The organism is Mycoplasma suis str. Illinois, from assembly GCF_000179035.2.
In the GTDB taxonomy this organism is placed as follows: Bacteria; Bacillota_I; Bacilli_A; order Mycoplasmatales; family Mycoplasmoidaceae; genus Eperythrozoon_A; species Eperythrozoon_A suis.
Window position 1 is genome coordinate 238,602 of record NC_015155.1, and the last position, 18,441, is coordinate 257,042.

At 30.9% G+C, this 18,441-nt stretch carries 15 protein-coding genes; 6 read left to right on the top strand and 9 right to left on the bottom strand.

What is annotated here, in order from left to right; all coding sequences use genetic code 4:
- Positions 1-33: 33 nt before the first annotated feature.
- Together MSU_RS01460 and MSU_RS01465 are read left to right on the top strand one after the other, a co-directional pair.
- Positions 34-1,005 (top strand): L-lactate dehydrogenase, encoded by a 972-nt coding sequence (locus MSU_RS01460; protein WP_013608948.1) that lies wholly within the window; start codon positions 34-36, stop codon positions 1,003-1,005.
- Positions 980-1,660 carry a hypothetical protein gene (locus MSU_RS01465; RefSeq protein WP_013608949.1) on the top strand — a complete coding sequence of 227 codons (681 nt, stop codon included), beginning with the start codon at positions 980-982 and terminating at the stop codon, positions 1,658-1,660. The genes MSU_RS01460 and MSU_RS01465 overlap by 26 nt, the downstream gene beginning before the upstream one ends.
- On the opposite strand, the gene MSU_RS01470 is transcribed toward MSU_RS01465, so the two are convergent.
- Together MSU_RS01470 and MSU_RS01475 are read right to left on the bottom strand one after the other, a co-directional pair.
- A complete protein-coding gene (locus MSU_RS01470) occupies positions 1,657-2,670 on the bottom strand; it encodes an RluA family pseudouridine synthase (RefSeq protein ID WP_013608950.1) in 1,014 nt (337 codons plus the stop codon). The genes MSU_RS01465 and MSU_RS01470 overlap by 4 nt on opposite strands.
- 13 nt (positions 2,671-2,683) lie before the next feature.
- Positions 2,684-4,918 (bottom strand): ATP-dependent helicase, encoded by a 2,235-nt coding sequence (locus tag MSU_RS01475; protein ID WP_013609768.1) that lies wholly within the window; start codon positions 4,916-4,918, stop codon positions 2,684-2,686.
- Between the two features lie 21 nt (positions 4,919-4,939).
- Between MSU_RS01475 and MSU_RS01480 the strand changes: the two genes are divergently transcribed.
- A complete protein-coding gene (locus tag MSU_RS01480; protein ID WP_013609769.1) occupies positions 4,940-6,082 on the top strand; it encodes a hypothetical protein in 1,143 nt (380 codons plus the stop codon).
- Here the strand turns inward: MSU_RS01480 and MSU_RS01485 are convergent.
- The gene (locus MSU_RS01485) at positions 6,079-7,416 is read right to left on the bottom strand and encodes an alanine--tRNA ligase-related protein (protein WP_013609770.1); all 1,338 of its coding nucleotides are present in this window, start codon (positions 7,414-7,416) and stop codon (positions 6,079-6,081) included. The genes MSU_RS01480 and MSU_RS01485 overlap by 4 nt on opposite strands.
- A gap of 39 nt (positions 7,417-7,455) precedes the next feature.
- Complete coding sequence (mnmA, locus tag MSU_RS01490; RefSeq protein WP_013609771.1) at positions 7,456-8,565, bottom strand: tRNA 2-thiouridine(34) synthase MnmA; 1,110 nt, start codon at positions 8,563-8,565, stop codon at positions 7,456-7,458.
- 18 nt (positions 8,566-8,583) lie between these two features.
- Between mnmA and ligA the strand changes: the two genes are divergently transcribed.
- Positions 8,584-10,356: an NAD-dependent DNA ligase LigA gene (gene ligA / locus MSU_RS01495; protein ID WP_013609772.1), complete on the top strand. Its 1,773-nt coding sequence runs from the start codon at positions 8,584-8,586 to the stop codon at positions 10,354-10,356.
- A 49-nt stretch (positions 10,357-10,405) separates the two neighbouring features.
- Here the strand turns inward: ligA and MSU_RS01500 are convergent, their stop codons facing one another.
- On the bottom strand, positions 10,406-11,488 hold the full coding sequence (locus MSU_RS01500) for an MIP family Ig-specific serine endopeptidase (RefSeq protein ID WP_013609773.1): 1,083 nt from the start codon (positions 11,486-11,488) through the stop codon (positions 10,406-10,408).
- Between the two features lie 603 nt (positions 11,489-12,091).
- Here MSU_RS01500 and asnS point away from each other — a divergent pair.
- Positions 12,092-13,411 carry an asparagine--tRNA ligase gene (gene asnS / locus MSU_RS01505; RefSeq protein WP_013609774.1) on the top strand — a complete coding sequence of 440 codons (1,320 nt, stop codon included), beginning with the start codon at positions 12,092-12,094 and terminating at the stop codon, positions 13,409-13,411.
- A gap of 24 nt (positions 13,412-13,435) precedes the next feature.
- Here asnS and nrdE read toward each other — a convergent pair whose 3' ends face one another.
- Together nrdE and nrdI are read right to left on the bottom strand one after the other, a co-directional pair.
- Positions 13,436-15,565 (bottom strand): class 1b ribonucleoside-diphosphate reductase subunit alpha, encoded by a 2,130-nt coding sequence (nrdE, locus tag MSU_RS01510; RefSeq protein ID WP_052293978.1) that lies wholly within the window; start codon positions 15,563-15,565, stop codon positions 13,436-13,438.
- A 25-nt stretch (positions 15,566-15,590) separates the two neighbouring features.
- Positions 15,591-15,956, bottom strand: a complete 366-nt coding sequence (gene nrdI, locus MSU_RS01515; protein WP_013608959.1) for a class Ib ribonucleoside-diphosphate reductase assembly flavoprotein NrdI — start codon at positions 15,954-15,956, stop codon at positions 15,591-15,593.
- Between the two features lie 138 nt (positions 15,957-16,094).
- On the opposite strand from nrdI, the gene nrdF reads away from it, so the two are divergent.
- Positions 16,095-17,087 (top strand): class 1b ribonucleoside-diphosphate reductase subunit beta, encoded by a 993-nt coding sequence (gene nrdF, locus MSU_RS01520; protein WP_013609776.1) that lies wholly within the window; start codon positions 16,095-16,097, stop codon positions 17,085-17,087.
- A 62-nt stretch (positions 17,088-17,149) separates the two neighbouring features.
- On the opposite strand, the gene MSU_RS01525 is transcribed toward nrdF, so the two are convergent.
- A complete protein-coding gene (locus MSU_RS01525) occupies positions 17,150-17,647 on the bottom strand; it encodes a hypothetical protein (RefSeq protein ID WP_232500282.1) in 498 nt (165 codons plus the stop codon).
- Between the two features lie 597 nt (positions 17,648-18,244).
- Entirely contained in the window at positions 18,245-18,433 is a 189-nt protein-coding gene (gene rpmF, locus MSU_RS01530) for a 50S ribosomal protein L32 (RefSeq protein WP_013609777.1), read from the bottom strand.
- Between the last annotated feature and the right edge of the window lie 8 nt (positions 18,434-18,441).

Below are 18,441 nucleotides of genomic sequence, written 5' to 3' on the forward strand. Positions count from 1 at the left end.
GGATTTATAAAATTAATTTAAACAAGTAAATTTATGCCTGTGAAGATAGCTGTAATCGGTTGTGGAGCAGTTGGTTCTTCCTTCCTTTATTCTGCTATTCACCAAAATCTAGCTAGTGAATATGGAATACTAGATTACAGTTATGAAGTAGCTCTAGGACAAGCTCTTGACCTAGAAGATAGCACTCCTTATTTAGCTTCTAATTCAAGAGTTAGAGCTCTTAAAGATTATTCAGAACTTAAGGATTATGATTTTGTGGTTATTACTGCTGGAAGACCACAAAAACCAGAAGAAACAAGACTTGAAATGGTTAAAGATAATGCAAAGATTATTTCTGGAATAGCTAGAAGTATTAATGATTCAGGATTTTCAGGAATAGTAATTATTTGCTCTAATCCAGTTGATGTATTAACACACAAATTTAAGGAAATTTCAAATCTTCCTGCTGAAAGAATTATTGGTTCAGGAACAGTTCTTGACACTTCAAGACTAAGAATTGAAATTTCAAAAGCTCTTAATGTATCTCCAAATTCAATTGAAGGATCATTCATTCTAGGTGAACATGGAGACAGTTCACTTGTAACTTTCTCACAAACTAAAGTTGCGGGAAGAACTATTAATAGATGTGAAGATATTCACTTTGAATCCTCACCATTCTGTTGTTCAGATTACGAAGAAAAACTAGAAAAAACTGTTAGAAGAAAGGCTTATGAAATTATTCAACGAAAAAGAGCTACTCACTATGGAATTGGAGCTGCTCTTTCAAAAATTATTAGTGCAATTATTTTTGATACACATGAAGTTCTTCCAGTTGGTGTAACTCCAACTAAGGGTGAATATGGTCTTTCTTCAAATGTAACTTTGGCTCTTCCTACAATTGTCGGAGGAAAAGGAATAATTAGAATAGTGGATACTTTGCCATTAAATGACAAAGAACAAAAGAAACTATTAGAATCAGCTAAGGTAATTTCAGACAATATTGAATCAATTAGAGACTTGGTTTAAAGCCTTCTTTTTAGGTTCCCATCTTCCCGAATGGGGAAGAAGGGACGAAGTTGAAGTAACCAAGCTTACACTATGAACAACAAGACTTCTAAGTATTTCTTGATATCTTTCTTGTGTAACTCTTTTTATTTGAATAGTTGGTCTTTCAAGCATTCATTTGGCACAACACATGAATTCTGCTACAATAATAGATAAGATTTTTTACTATGCGAGTCCCACTGTGTGGGACAAATATTTTTTAGTTAATGGAGGAGGAATTTTTGATAGTTTTAGAAGATCTACTGGATTCGGAGAAAAAATATTTATAGGTTGTGGAGTAATGGTAGTTCTAGCTTCTTTAGCGACACTAATATTTGCATTAGCAAATATCAGTATCTCTACTAAAGAGGGACTTAAAGAATTAAAAGCTGTTTCTTTCGCTCTTTGTGTTCCAGTATTTGGAGCTATAGCTGCAGCTTTTGTTCTTTTCCATTTCCTAGTTACAAAGAATTACAATAACACACAAGATTCTCTGAGGAGAATCCCATTCGTTAATAATCTTTTAAATTCTTATCTTCAAATATTTATTAAGAGAGAAGAAAAGAATTTAAAGAAAGCTAACTTCGTTGACAGTTCTTTTTTGGATTCCCCAAAAAAGTTAAAAGAAAACTTCTAGTGTAAGTTTTTAATTCAGAAATCCCATTTTTTGGGATTCTGATTAAGTTCAAAAGTATTTTTACCCAAGCTAAGCGCTTCAACTAATTGTTCATCAAAAATTAGTTTGTATGAAAATAGGGCAATAGCCTCTGAACTTAAAAATAGTTTTTTTCACTTAATATCAACTTCTCTAACTTTCTTTTTTAAATCTCTATTGAAGTATTTTCTATCCCCAACTATTGGATATCCAAGATGAGATAGTTGAGCTCTAATTTGATTCTTTCGGCCAGTAACTAGTTTTATTTCTACTATAGAATAGTTAGGGAATTTTTTAATTCCCCTAACTATTGAGATAGAGTATTTAGTTCCGTGATTTTCTTGATCCAAAACTTTTACTTTAGATTGCTTATCTAGTATTCAGTTTTCTAGTTGCTTTTCCCTGTATGGAAAGCAACCTAAAACAATAGCTTTATAGAATTTTTGAATTTTTCTATCTTTTATGGCTTGAGAAAGGACTGAATGAGCTTGAGCATTTTTAGCCCCAATAATTAGTCCTTCAACTGGTTTATCAAGTCTGTGAATGAATTTAGGCTTATAAGTACTATCAGGATCTTTTTTCTTTAAATAGGATTGCAGTAATTCTTCTAGAGAGTAATTACTACTAGAAGAATCTGGTTGAACTATTTGAGTAGCTTTTTTATTAATAATGATTACATCATTATTCTCAAAAACTATTTGAAACTTAATAGTTTCAGCTTTAAATTCCTCTCTATCAAGTAACTTAGCTCTATTTACTCTTTTTTTTCCTATTTCTGATAAATCAGGAAGAAGAAAAATCTTTATAGTATCTCCAAATTTCAACTTATATTGGAAATAAGTTGATTCATCATTGAGAAGGATATGCTTTAGTCTAAGTTCCTTAATAATAAGTAACTTAGTGTAATAAGGGAAGTGTAATTTTATGTATTTTCAAAGCGTATATCCTTCTCATCTGATATCAGTAATTTTTAACTCATGTGCTAATTTCATTACTAGAAGATTTTTACAAATAAAAAGCTTCTAGAGGAATATCATTTGTCAAATTAGTTAGTATTTTTATATCTCTATTATCTGGCCTAAAACACTCTAATTCTGTTAAGAATTTAGATACTTTAGGGAAACTCTTAAGATCTTTTCCCTTGAGAGCTAAATTCTTAGTTGGCAAATCACTAACTAATCAGAGTTCTTTTTTAGCTCTTGTCATACCTACAAAAAGAACTCTTCTTTCTTCCTCTAAGTCTTGCTGAGTTTGAGCATAATGTTTTGGGAATTTATTCTCAATTAGATTAAGTATGAATACATAATCGAACTCACAACCTTTTGCACCGTGAACGGTGGAAAAGTTAAGATAACTACTTTCTGTTACGTGACTCACAAAGTGCTTCACATAAACTAATAGAGTTTCAACTATTTCCTGTAACTTAAATACATTTGAGTTACTATAGAAGGACATAACTTTATAGAATTGGGAGATATTGTCTATACATACTCACTTCTTTTGCTGTATCTCTTTTTGAAGAGGACTATTAATGTGTTCTTTTATTCACTCTTTTAATTCATCTTGACTATTAATAATCTTTTCAAAATGATTATTTACATAGTCAACTTCTTCATTTCTTCCCTGTTGTTTATTTTTTCTTAACTCTTCTTTAATTAATCTCCAAAGTTTTCTAATTTTGGCGATACTTCCCTTGTCTTCTGGGGAAGTTCACTTATTTTCAAAATTAGAACTTGTTAGATCATTTAGAGCTTTTTCTACATCAGGAGAATAATCTTCTATTTGCTGTAGGAAATACTCTGGTATTTCCCACTTTTTGAAATAGAATTCCAAAATGAATTTGATTGCGAAAGAACTTCCAGAGAATCTAAGAGATATTAGGCAAATTAAGAAATAACTTTCATAATTTCAAAAAATATATTTAGAAAAGTTAAAGTCTAGGAACTTTAATCCTTTTTTCATAAATCATCGTCGCAAATATTTAGTTTCCATATGAGTTCTTGAAATGATTGCAATTTGATTTAAGTCAACTCCATCAGCTTCTAGATTTTTAATAATCGAGTAAACTCGATTCATTAAACCTCCTCTCTTACTGTTAACTAGTAAGTTAACTTTTTTACCACTTTCATTTTCAGTAAACATTTGATTAAATATCCCTTTTTGATCATTCTTAGTTATTAATTTGTGAGAAAAGTCCAAAATATTTTTTGTAGATCTGTAATTTTGAGATAAGTTAAAGAATATAGTTGTTAAGTCTATATTTGTCTTAAAGTAATTAAAGATTTCAGGATATGCTCCTTGGAAACCATATATCGCTTGATTAGGATCTCCAACAAATAATATATTTTTCTTATTATTGGATATTTCTGCAATGATAAGAAGTTGAAGAAAGTTCATGTCTTGAAATTCATCAACTAGTATCTTTTCAAACTTTGAGGAAATAATTTCCTTCTTAATTGGATTCCTACTTACTAAGTAGTGAAAATAAATTATTAGATCGTCGAAGTCAAATAATTTCTTTTCATCTAACTTCTTTTGATAGTTATTGAAAACATTTTTCAATACCTTTTGAATTTTTTCTATAGGAAATGAAAATCGCTTGATTTTCATAAGAAGTCTTGGAGAGAATCACTGATACTCTTCAGTTTTTAGCTTGAAACCGCTATTTAAATAGTTTTCAATCTTATTTCTTGAGAGAGCATTTTCTGTCTCTTCAAGAACAATTTCGAAGATTTCTGCAGCAATATCTCTTGAAATTTTGACTGATTGGTCACTTTCTTCTTCTCCTTGCCCCAGAAAGATTTCATTGATTTGTTTTGGTATTTCTTCCCTCAGGAAAAAATATTTGTCTTCCATGCTCTGAATAATTAATTTATTGAACTTTCAGTTAAGAAGTTCTGAAAGTTCAAATTTGAACTCTCTTTCTAGAAATTTCTTACAAATAGAGTGAAGAGTTCCAGCATACTCGAACTCTCGCTTAGCTTTTACAAACTTATTAATTCTCTGCTTAATTTCTATGATTCCTCTATTCGTGTAGGTTACTAGTAAAATTTTTCGGGGCTCTATTTTGTTAGAAAGATAGAACCTAATTTTTTCTATTATTACAAAAGTTTTACCGGACCCTGGTCCGGCAATAATACCTACATTTCTATTCTCATTAAAGTTAATTATTTCTAATTGTTGCCTGTTGGGTTCCTGTAATTTTTTTCGGTTGTTTTCTCTTAGTTCTTCTAGATTCAATCTATTTTCTAGTTAAATAGATTGTTTTACTTAAATGAAAAAAATATAAAGGAACATACAACAGTCAACTTCTTAAAAACTGAGAAGTTTCTAAATTCAATTAGGCCTAAACTAGTAGGCCTAATTAAAAAGAAATATGTTAATAAAGGAAATATTTCTATAAATATTTTTGCTGAGAAGCAAAAAATTACAAAGTCACTAGATGAAAAGTTAACGAAGGATTCACTTCAAAAAATTAATAAAAACTGTAGTTATTTGGGTAAATGAAGTGAATTCTTCATTGACAACCTTCTTAATTTTTATAAGTCTAACCAATTGGATTATGGTAATCCAATTGATTTAAAAGAACATTGATTCTTAGTAAGGGACACTACTGAAGAAAGTAAGAATTATTTCAAAACTAAAACTACTAGACAAACAGCTTTTTGATTCCTAGAGTTAGATAACTTAGGAAGCAATAAATATTCTTTCTTTCTTGAGCAACAAGAATTCAAGAATCATGATCACCAATTAATATTCCTGACAATAATGAATCATTTTCAGGAATTCTTGAGTTATTGTCAAAACTTTATGAATTGAGATAAATTCACAAAGTTACATCCACTAAAAACTAGTGATGATCACAGCATTGAGTGTGAAGTTACTGGATGAGAATTTGATTTCTTTGATTTAAGTGAGGACTATATAGTTGACTTAAAGTTTCAGAGAAAAAATTGAGTAATTAATTGGATTTGACAGCAATTACTCTATGTTTATCTTCTTGACTTTTACTATGGTAAGAGAGCTAAAGGTATTTCAGTATTAAATACCTTTACAGGTGAGGTGTGAAAAATAAGTCTTAAGGACTTATTTATTGAAGGGCAGGAAGAAAAGTTTTTTGAAATTTTGAAATTAGAAATACAGGATTATGAAAAAATTCGACTAATGAATAGAATTTTGTCCTGCTTTAAAGAGTGAGATCAAGTTTCTAGCTTAAAAGAAATTATTGAAATTAATTTCTTTATAAGATCTTCAGATCAAAAAGTTGTTTCTAACTATGAGAAATTTATATTGCAACTAAATTCTGAGAGAGGAAATAAAGATTTCCTCTCTAATATTCACTCTCCTAAGTGAGTATGGAGTGAGTGAAATAAATTTCTAGAAGAAAATCCTCTAGAAACTTAAGAACTAGTTAAGTCAAAACCACTAGAGAATTTTGCATTTTTAGATTTATTTTTGTGATTCTCATAAAGCTCATTAAATTTTTCTCTAGAGAAATTTATTTCTTTTTCCACTAATATTTTTTCTATTAGCGCGAAGGGAGCCCCCTCCCTTTCCACTAATGTAAATAATCTCTCTTCTAAGTTGTTTTCTGGATTTTCAATTTCTTTGAAAATCTTTTTATAGAAATTATTCAGAACTTTTTCAAAAGATTGGTATTCAGCCATTACAATTTCCTTTATATTTTTTTGTTGTTCCGATAAGAAAGAATGAAGAGGGGAAAGAAGCTCTACAGAAATATCCAAAAGTGAGGAAAGAGCTTCTAAACAATTTGATACTCCCAAAATGTTTAGAGAAGTAGCGACCCTTCTTAGGAGTTTTTTAACTACATAACCCCTACCTTTGTTGGAGGGAAGAATTCCCTCTCCAACAATTAGAGTCAGTGTTCTAATGTGATCGGAAATTATTTGGAAGTGAGCTTTCAGAGGAGAATCCTCTGAAGCCAAATAGTAACTTTTACCTGATAGTTTTTCTACTTCTTTTATTAGGGGAGAAAAACAGGAGCTGTGAAATATATTTTCAGCTTCCTCAATAATAGTAATAACTCTTTCGAGTCCAGCTCCTGTATCAATATTTTTTCTTTTTAATTCTTCATATTCTCCGTTTTTAGCCCAGAATTGGCTAAAAACAATATTCCATATTTCTATATATCTGTCATTATTTATTCCCTGCTTAATTAGCTCTACTCCCAAATTATTTTTGTCATATTTTTCTCCCCTGTCATAGTAGATTTCTGTACAAGGTCCACAAGGACCTTCTCCTATTTCTCAAAAATTAGCTTTTCCTAACTTAAGAATAGGAGTATTTTCGCCCAATAATTCTTTTCAAATAGACTCACTTTCTGAGTCTTTTTCATAAATAGTTATTACTAATCTGTTCTTATCTATCTTTAGAAGAGATAGTAAGAACTCTACAGCATATCCAATAGCTTCTCTTTTGAAGTAACCTCCAATAGAAAAGTTGCCCATCATTTCAAAATAGGTACTATGTCATGAATCTTCTTCTATGCTAGTAATATCTACTGTTCTAACTACTTTTTGAATACTTGTGAACATTTGTGGTTTATCGCTGGACTCTATAAATAATTTCTTTATAGCTCCAAGGCCAGCGTTAACAAATAGAGTAGATTTATCGTATTCCGGAGGAATTAGAGAATGAGGTGGAATCACCTCATGACCATTAGAACTAAAGTAGTTTATTCAAGTTTCTTTTAGTTTTGCTGGACTTAACTTAACCACTTCTTACCTATTTATTTCCCTATCTTTAAATTTAAAAATTTAGGAGGTTTTAAATATTCCAGATCCTAAACATATTTTTTTATCTAGAGAGTAAAAAACAATATATTGTCCCGGAGAGGTAGAGAAGCAACTTTCGTGAGATATCTCTACCTCTTTGCTATTTATTTTTTTTATAGTTCCAGAAATAAATCTTGGAGTATGCTTGAACTTTAAGAGTATTTTTCTCCCTATTTCTGGGGGAGTTCCTATTCAGTGAATATTGTCTGCGACACAATAATTTTTCTTTAAATATTTATCTCTATTACTTTCTCCGCAGACAAAAAGAGTTGAATTATTTTCATCTCTTCCACAAACATAATATTTTTCTTTTTGTCCAGAGACAAGTTGCCCTTTTCTCTGGTTCATAGAGTAGTAGCAGAGTCCCTGATGTTGACCTAAATACTTTTGATTCTCAATATCTACTATTGACCCTTTTTTAGAGTCAACATATTTAGAAATAAAGGAATAAAAATTCCTTTTTCCGATGAAGCAAATTCCTCTGCTACTTCTTTTATTTCAATTCGGGAAATTATTTTCTTTAGCTATTTCTCTCACTTTTTGCTTGGAATCAATTTCTGAAAGGGGAAAAATAATTTCCCTTAATTGAAATTGAGTTAATTTAGAAAGAAAATAAGTTTGATCTTTTTGCTCGTTACTGCAAGTACCGAGCAATACATTATTTTCAATAGAAATTACCTTAGCATAGTGACCAGTAGCTAGAAGCACATCTGGACCAAAAACTCTCTTAACTTTAGATAAGAGAGTTCCAAATTTAATAGCTGAATTGCAGAGTATATCTGGATTTCCTATTAAATTCTTGTTTAATAGTGAAATAAAAGGTTTAAATACATAATTTCAATATTCAAAAGTGAAATTGTATACATAAAAGGGTATTTCTAATTGTTGGGCAATTAGCTCAGCATATTCCCTATCTTTAGAGAGGGATTCACATTCTTTATCCATTTCTAATTCATTAAGTTGTGAATCTCAGTTAATCATGTGAATCCCAAAAACTTTATAACCTTCTTTTTTTAGAAGTAGCGCTGCCACTGAGGAGTCAACCCCTCCCGAAAGGGCTATAACTACTTTTTTTTCTACTAAAGAGCCCAAACTTAATAAATTATTAATATGTCGGACAAAAAAATAGAAAAGTTAAAAAAAGAACTTCAAAGGGAAGAGGAAAAGTACTATAAGGGAGTACCTGACCTACCTGATGATGTATATGACTTTAAGTTAAAAAAACTCAGAGCCCTTGGGGGCGATATAGAACAAACTCAGGTAGGTCATGTTTATTCTGAGTCTAAAAAATTTAAGAAAGAGCATTTAGAGCCAATGCTCTCTCTGAATAATGCTTTTAATCAAGAAGAGCTTTGTCTTTTTTTCGATAGTATCGAAAAAACATTAAAGCAAAACAATAGACCTTATAAAAATAATGAATTTTTTGTTGAGCCCAAAATAGATGGAATGAGCATTAGCTTGCAGTACAAAAAAGGAGAGCTAATAGAAGCACTAAGCAGAGGGGACGGAATTAAAGGAGAAGACTTATTTGAGCCTATTTTGAGAATAAATAGCATTCCTAAAAAGATTAAACTTCCGGAAAGTTTTCCGGAAGAAATACTTGTTAGGGGAGAAATATTTATCTTGAAATCAGATTTCAAGAAGATTCAGGAAGAATCTTCTGAAAAAAGAATCAAAACTTTTAGTAATGCTAGAAATTTTGTAGCCGGAACACTGAGACTAAAAGATTTTGAACAAATATCAGATAAAAAACTAAGCTTTATAGCTTACAGAATTATTCCTGTATCTAAAGAACAGGAATTTCCCGTAAAGACACAGGAACAAATGATTAGAACATTGGAGGAGTTGGGATTCACAACTCCTCCGAAAGAATACAGCAAAACAATAATAGGAAATAGAGCCAATTTAGATATATTCCTTGACTTCATAGGTCAATTTGGAGAAGTCAAGGATGAAATTGATATTCCAAATGATGGTTTAGTAATAAAGCTAAATTCACTAGAAGATCATGAAATTATAGGAAGTACAGCTAAGTTTCCTAAGTGAGCTATAGCTTATAAGTATCCTAGTTTAGTTAAGAAAACTAAACTACTGAAAATTGAACTTAAAGTAGGTAGAAGTGGAAGAATTACATATATTGGTAAGTTAGAACCAATAGAACTTAAAGGAAGTCAAATTGAGTGTGTTTCTTTGCACAACTTTGACAATATAAAAAAACTAGATTTAAGAGAAGGAAGTATTGTAGAAGTATGTAAATCTGGGGAAGTGATTCCCCAGATTATATTTGCAGAAAGTAATTCAGAATTACCTCCTTATGAGTTGCCTACTGAATGTCCTTCTTGTTCCTCAACATTAGTTTTTGGGGGAGGAGATAAATTGCAATATTGTAGAAATAAAGATTGTTGAGAACAAAAAATTAGCAAAATTGTTTACTTTTGCTCTCAACAAGCAGTAAATATTGAAGGACTTTCAAGAGGGATAATAGAAAAATTAGTTAATAAAGGTTTTCTAACTAATATATTGGATATTTATTCCCTAAAAGAAAAAGAACAAGAAATTTATTCTTCAAAAGATTTGAAGATTAAAGAGAAATTATTCAAGAAGTTAGTAACTTCCATTGAAGAAAGTAAAAAAGCTTCCCCCCAAAAGATACTAATTGGTCTAGGAATAGATCATATAGGAGGGGAAGCTGCAAAACTACTTTTAAAGAAGTTTTCCTCTCTGGAAGAATTATTTAATTCTGATTTAGAAAGTAAATTGAATGTACCTAAAGTTGGGCCAAAGAGCGGTTATGCCCTAGAAAATTGATTGAAAGATGAAGATAATAAGAAATTAGTTGAAGGATTAAAGAATTTAGGATTTAATTTTTCTTCTGGAGAATAAGTAAAAGATAAGAAAGCTTTTCCCCCTTTTAGGGGATTAAGCTTCTTTACTAAAAAGTTTTGTTAAATTCTTGAGATTGTCTTTCTTTCAAGAAAGTTCTTTTGGATGGATAGTATTTTTCTAGTTGACTTTTGTAGGAAATTGTTTGACCTTCAGTCCCCCTAATTAAGTCAAACTTAGGAGATTTTTTATTTCCAGAAAGATTCAAACTATAAGACCTTATAGGTTGAACTCCTCCTAAGTCACCACCTCAATTAAAGGAATATAGACCCAATAAATTTCCATCTTCATCTACAACCATAGAACCAGATCCTCCAGCACCAATATTAGCCTGATTTATTCAGTAAAGGAATCCATTTAGTTTTTGATTAGATGTATTTCCATCTCACTTCAACTTGAAAGAAGTATCTCCTAATCCTCTTAAAGATTTCTTCCCTTCATTAACTCTTTGAAGGTCATAGTTTAGTGTTGATTGGTGCAAAGTGGAAGCTTTTGAATTTCTTCTATGGTTGAATGTCATACTTTCCCCACTTTGCATAGGGAATCCTCCAACATAGTAAGCAGTGTTATAAGTTTTTTCTTTTTCAAAATTTTCTTCATTTTCTGTAATTCCATTATTGAAGAAATTTAGAGGTGTTTTTTTATTTTTTCCATATTTTCCGTGGAAATCATCTGTAGCATCTTTAGCTTCTCATTGGTCAACAAAAGTTACTTCCAAAACTATAAAGTCATGGAAGTAATCTCCTGTTTCTTTTTGAACTTTTTCTCCTAGGTGATTTCTAGCAGCGAAGAATAGTTTTGCTTCTTTAACACTAACTTTTTCCAATTTCTTTTGTTGATTCACTCCTTCTTTTTCTTTTCAAACCGCTAATTGAAAAGATGATCTGTAAGAACCTTTGCAAGGTTGAGAAACTTTTTGTCCAAAATTATCCCCTTTAGCGAAGTCAAATTTTTCAAATACATGAGCATTTGTCGCGATAAATCATTTTGTAGGATATTTAGTTTCATCTTCAGGTCATTCATAATCAAGAATTCAACCAGTACCTATAGAACAGTTGTGTCTTAAGCCTACTGTGTAATCTCTTATTTTTTCTTCCATTTCTTTATTTTTTGTTTGATCCCAATCTTTCACTGTGAAATTATGTGATTGGTAGAACTTTCTTTTAGCTTCATTAGTTTTTTCAATTTCCTCTAATTGTTGAGTTAATGTCCCAATCTCTTCTTGAGAGATTTGTTTTATATTTTCTGGAGAAGGGCCATCAAGGCCCTTAGCTACTCTACTTCTTACAGAGTTGCTTCCGAGATTAGAGTTGTGAGAATAGGTTTCACCTCTAAACCCACTAACGCTTAAAGAATTATCAACTGCCCCCCCCCAGCGAAGGACTTTGCCCTATACGGGCTGAAGAAGAATTTACAGTCTTTAACTTTCCTAAAAAATTACTATTCTGGAGATATTTAGTCGTTAAGAAACTACCTCCTCCAACCCCTGTAAGAGTTAGAAATGCTGCAATTAACTTAGACAAAATAACTACTTAGTATATATCTACCTAATTTAAATATTTATTAAAAATTTTTTATTTTTTTATCTATATATTTCTATTACTTTTATGACGAAAGAAATAATTAAAGGATGAAAAACTTTTAATTACTTAAAAATAAAGAATTAAAAACTATTATTTAATAGTTAAGTATTAATCTATTTAAGTAATTAAAAAAGGAAATCTTTGAAGAAGTAATGAATAGAAATTCAATCTCTATTAATGAGCTACTAGCTCAATCCTCGATTGAGCGAGGAAAAGAATACTGTATTCAGGGATGAGTAAAGACTATTCAAACATTTTCTTCAGTTGAATTCCTGAAAGTAGTTGATGGAACTTCTTTATCAGGAATTCAAGCAGTTTTAGATGGTAAAAACTTAAGCAGTAAAGATATTTCTCTTGGAGATGCAATAGAAGTTAAGGGTGTTTTGACTCCCTCCAAAGGAGGAAAACAATCTTTTGAATTAAAAGCTACTGGAATTAAGTCTCTAAGTAAAACTACTGACTTTCCTTTAATACCCAAAGAATTAACACTAGATTATTTAAGAAGTCAACAATTAGTTCGTCACCGAACTGATTTATTTAGTGCTGTATATCAAATAAGAAGAGAAGTTGTTAAGGCTATGAATGATTTCTTCTATGAAAATCATTTCTATCCTTCTTTTGCGCCTGTGTTGACCTCTAATTCTTGCGAGGGGGGTGCAGAACTATTTAAGTTGGATAAGGAATACAATGATTTCTTCAAAAAAGAACAAGTTCTTTTAAGTGTTAGTGGTCAGTTTTATTGTGAAGTTATTTCCGCAGGATTAGGTAAAAGCTTTTCTTTTGGACCTACTTTTAGATCTGAAAAATCTAATAGTCATGCACATTTAGCTGAATTTTGAATGATTGAAGTTGAAGAATCATTCTCCAACTTAGAGAAGATAATTCAAACAACTTACAATCTCTTTAACTACATGCTAGGTAAAGTTCTTGACAATTGTCAAGAAGCTTTACAGTTAATTTCTAAGATTTCTCAAGATAAGGATTTGATAGAAAGATTATTGAAAATTAGAGAAGCTAAATATAAGTTAGCTAGTTATAGAGATTGTCTAGAGCTTTTGAAAAAATCTTGAGGAGATGAGCTTAATAAAGAAGATGAACAAAGTCTTTGCAAACTTTTAGGTACAAAAATATTATTCATTACTAACTTCCCTTCAGAACAAAAACCTTTCTATATGGCTAGAAGTGAAGATAAGAAAACAACTTTTTCTTTCGACATGATAGTAGAGGGAGTTGGAGAGCTAGCTGGAGGTTCTGAGAGGGAAGGAAAAATAGATAAGTTGAACTCATCTATTAGTGAAATGAATCTAGATGTTAAAGAATTAGAGTGATATCTACAACTGAGAAAATATGGTTATTTCTCTTCAGCAGGTTTTGGAATGGGATTTGAAAGATTATTAATGTTCTTGACTGGACTTAAGAACATCAAAGATTTATCTGTGTTCCCCCGTTCTTACGGAGGATTTCAGCTTTAAAAAAAGCTTTTTAGAAAATAATTTTTAAGCTTGACACATCAAACATTCATTAGGTTGTAGGTTTTTAGTTCTCACGTAGTAAAGGGATTTAAGCCCTTTATGGTGAGCATAAAGGTACAACTTAACTAAGTCTCTAGTTGTGGAGTTATTAGTTACATAAAGTATTGTTGAAATACCTTGGTCTATATGTTTCTGAATGGTTGCAGAAACATCTATTAACTTACGTTGATCTATTTGATAAGCAGACTTATATAGATGTTCATTTTCCTTTGTAAGAAATGGCATCGGGAAATAAGTCATTGAGTTTCCATACAATCTTGTTTCTATAGAGGAAATAATAGGTTGTATGGAAGCAGTAGCGCTTTGAAGGTAACTAATGCTTTGAGTTGGAGCTATAGCTAATCTGTAAGCATTGTAAAGTCCATCTCGTTGAACTTTTTCTTTTAGTTTTGCTCAGTCTTCGGGAGAAGGAACTTTTATATTCTTAAGCAATTCTTTTACTTTTTCAGATTTAGGCTCGAAAGAATTATTTAAGTATTGATCAAAATAACTACCATTAGCATAGTCTGATAATTCGAAGTTATGGAACTTCTTATTTTTCTCTTTAGCTATATTAGAGCTAGCTAATAGAGAATAATAGTTAATCGCAGAGAACAAAGAATCTGCAAATTCCAGAACTTCTGGATCATCATAAGCTAGATTATTTTTAAGTAGAACTCCAGTAAAGTTTAGGACTCCTAGTCCTACTGATCTGAAGGACTCATTAGCTTTTCTAATGCTTGGAGCATTCTTAATTGAAGTAAGATCACTAACTGCCGTTAGCGCTCTCATAGAAATATCTATTACTTTCTCTAAATCTTTTTCTTCTAGTAAATTAACTAGATTTAGAGAAGCTAAATTACAAGAGACATCATATCTAATTTGGTCTTCATCTCCATAGTCCCCGATAGTGGAACTCTCTTGTAATTGGAAAATCTCTGTGCAAAGATTACTCATTTTGATGGTTCCAAGACCTCTTAGGGGATGCTGTTTGTTAGCGTTGTCTATATATATTACATAGGGATAACCAGATTCAAATTGAATCTGAGCTATTCTAGTTAGAACATTTCTTGCAGACAATTCTTTTTTAAGAATGTCCTTGTCTGCAGCTAGCTTGTCATATCATTCATTCATATTTAGGTCTGAAAGAAGAACTTTATATTTTTGGTAAATAGTGTTAGGTTCGAAAATAAAGAAATTTTTATTTTCTGTAGCTAGTTGAAGGAACTTATCAGGAATAATAAGTCCTATAGATAGTGTTTGAATTCTTGACTTTTCGTCTGCATTAATTTTTTTGCAGTCGATAAAGTCAATTAAGTCAAAGTGGAATATATTCAGGTAAGCTACTCCACTTCCTCTTCGCATACCCAGTTGGTCTGCATAATCAAATACATTTTCAAGTATTTTTAGTACTGGAAGTACTCCAGAAGCAGTACTGTCTATTTTCTTGATTGAGGCTCCTCTACCTCTCAATTTAGAAAGATTTACTGCAACTCCTCCACCAATTTTGGAGAGTTGCATTGAAGTGGCAATAATATAGTTAATTGAATTTATAGAGTCTTCTGTTTCCAAAAGGAAGCAAGAAACTAATTCTCCTGATCTCTTTTTTCCTGAATTAGAGAAAGTAGGAGTGGCAGGTTGATAAACCTGTCTAGTTATTAAGTCAGCTATTTCATTGGCTAATTTGAAGTTTCCATCTCCTAGGAAGAGAGAAACTACTATTACCCTATCTTCATAACTTTCTAGTATGAAGTTTCCGCAATTACTTTTAAGTGCGAAACTCTCAAAGAATTTAGAAATGGAAATATAACTCTTTCAAGTATGAGAGTATGAATATACTTTTTCAGCTAATTGATTAATTTGTTCTTCAGTGTATTTTTCAAGAAGACTAGGGAAGTAATAGTCTTCTTGAACTAATCACTTAATTCTTTCATAACCTATTTTTTTGGAAGAATATTTTTGATTCTCAGAAATATACTTCTCATATTCTTTGATAGCAAGTAAGTCTTTTTCAAGGGAAAAGAAACCATCTTTTCCCTTTAAAGTAACTTGATTATTGTAGATTAAAGAGTCGTAGTAGGCTTTACTTAGAGTTTTTCTTTTTTTGCTTATGATAGTCGGTTAAGTGTTTCTAAAAAATCTAACTTAGATTTAGTTCAGTTAAAACAGTTTTTAACTGTTCAATAGCTGTTCTGTTTCCCCCAAGATCAAATTTCATAAGTATGGGGACATTATATTTTTCATTTATTATATGTACGGACTTACAGAAGTTTTTTCCGAAGTTTTTATTTCCACTTCCAATAACTCCCCTTAACAAATGGTGATTAAGTTCCAGAAAAGTTGTTACAACTTTTGGAACTTCTCCTTCACCATCTGTGTAAGTAAATAGAATATATTCTTCTGTTGCAACTTCCTTTCCATTAAAAATTCTAAAAACATTTTTGAGCTGTAATTTTGAAACAATTGTTTCAACTTTTCCAGTTCTACTTGCGAATCAAAGTTGCATATTTTTATTGGATTTTTAGGATATCAAAAACTAATATAATTCATTGTCTAAGGGGAAAATTGGAGGTTAGACAAACTAAATTTTATGAATTGAAAACTACTTAATTTTCTACCCATTTCTATGTAAAATTATCCTCGTATGTACTTGTTTAAGAGCAACTCAAAAGACCTTTGAGAGGGGGTAAATTGAAATGAAGTTAATGTGGAATTTACTAAGACATTTTGAGATCAAAATGTAAGACAATTTTGAGTTGATGAAGAAATTCCTTTAAGTGGGGATAAGTTAGTTTGACAAGCTAGATTAACTGAAAAAGAAAAAGATGTTTATGTGAAAGTTTTGGTATCCTTAACACTTCTTGATACTCATCAGGGAGCTATAGGTATGAATAGGATTTGTCTGGCTGTGCCAGACCTTCCAACTAAAGCTGTTTTGCAATTCATGGCAATGATGGAACAAATGCACGCAAAAAGTTATTCTTCCATTTTTTGTACTTTGCTAAGCACAGAACAAATAAATGAATTATTTGAGTGAATAAAGAAAGAACCTAGTCTACAAAAGAAAGTAGACATAGTTGTCTCTTACTATGAGAATATAAAGGATCAAGAATCCCTTTATATGGCAATGGTTGCCTCTGTATTTCTAGAATCCTTCTTGTTCTATTCAGGATTCTTCTATATGCTTTATCTTTCTTCACAGGGATTAATGATTAATAGTGGAGAAATCATTAATTTAATAATTCGTGATGAAGCTATTCACGGACTTTATATAGGAAATTTAGCTTCTAAGTTGTTTTCTACTTTTGATTCGGAAAAACAAGAAAAATTGAAGAAACAAGTTTACAGTCTTCTTGAAGAATTAATGGAAAACGAAATAGAATACACAGAAAAGGTTTATTCTCCAATTAATTTAGTTGGAGAAGTAATTCAATTTTTGAAGTACAATGCCAATAAGGCTTTGCAAAATCTGGATTTAGAAGAAAAATATGATGTAACTGAAAATGACATTAATCCAATGATCTTTAATGGATTAAATACCTCAACTAAGAATCATGACTTTTTCTCAACTAAAGGGAATGGTTACATTAAGACTACTCACGTAGAAACAATTCAAGACGAAGACTTTATTTTTTAGTTAGGTAAGCCCTAACTCAGGAAATCTCCCTTTTCGGGAGAGATCCCAAAATTAAGAATTTTTTATCTTAAGTTAAGTAAAAGATTTCTCAATCTGTAAGATTGAATTCTTTCCTTGAAGGGACTATCGGCTATGACTCAAAAAATTAGGAAAGAAACAATTGTTGTGATACCAACAATTACAAATGAAAAGAAAGCTAATTGAAAGTTGTAAACAATATGTTGACTTTCTGCTATTCCATTTAATCCCTTTAGTTTTTCAATAGGTCTCTTTCAGTTTCAATTTGTTACTGCTCCATAAGGTAGAGTATTGTAATTATCAAAAGAGAAATAAATATTCAAAAGTATATTTATTAGTCAGAAAATACCAAAACCATGTAGAGCTTTCTTTCTATCAATTCTTAGACAAGAAGATCTTTCTCTGAATCTAACTAATAGTAAATTAACAAAAGCTACTGGAGTGACTGAGTGATTCCAGAAGTTTCAGAAAACATTAATGGGTAGTGGTAGCGAAATTGAAGAGTAATAAAGTAAGTTAGAACTTAGATAAACTGGTAACAACAGGAAAAAGAAAATAGTTCCTGATGTAACTAGTAAAGATCCAATTATTATGAAGATAGTATCTGTCTTAAAGATAGAAAGATTTGGCTTAAGGATATAAGTTAAAGCGACAATAAAAGCAAAGAAATTGGACTGTCATGTAATTTGTCGAATCGTTACGACAAAGTTGTTGAGAGTGAATTCATAACACAACGTAACTATTGATCCTATGAGGAATACAGCTCCAGCAAAAAGAACTAAGAAATAAGGATTTAGTTTAGTTGGGGTGGCCCAAAAGCCCTTTTTTATTTCTACTGTTGGGTAGGGAGTGTAGATGCTAATTGTCGGGTTTAATTTAGTTAGTTTTGCCCAAAAAGCATAAAAAAAGAATAACTCGCTAAAAGCGAGAAATTCTTAAATTTAGAGGTTAAACAGTGTAATTTAAGCGAAGAAGGCAAATATGAAAAGAAGCACTAGAACCAAAGAAGAGAAAAAAGTTGTTCAAATTAACTTAAGGTTTTTTAAGCCTTGTTTATCGAAAATACTCCTGTCAGTGAAGGAATTAACGTTATGTTTTGAGAAGAGAAAGAAAACTTTCTCTAGGTTAATTTTTTGTTGTTACTCCTTTTTTTCTGGTTGTTGGATAATTCTCTTATTTCTGTAATAACCGCATGCACAAACCATATGAAGTTTTGTAATTTTAGCACATTTAGGACATTGTTGTAATGGATGAAAACTCTTTATTCCAGAATGAGAATTTCTCATTCTTTTTTTTGTTTTGGAAACTCGTCTTGGTGATACTGCCATTTTTTAAA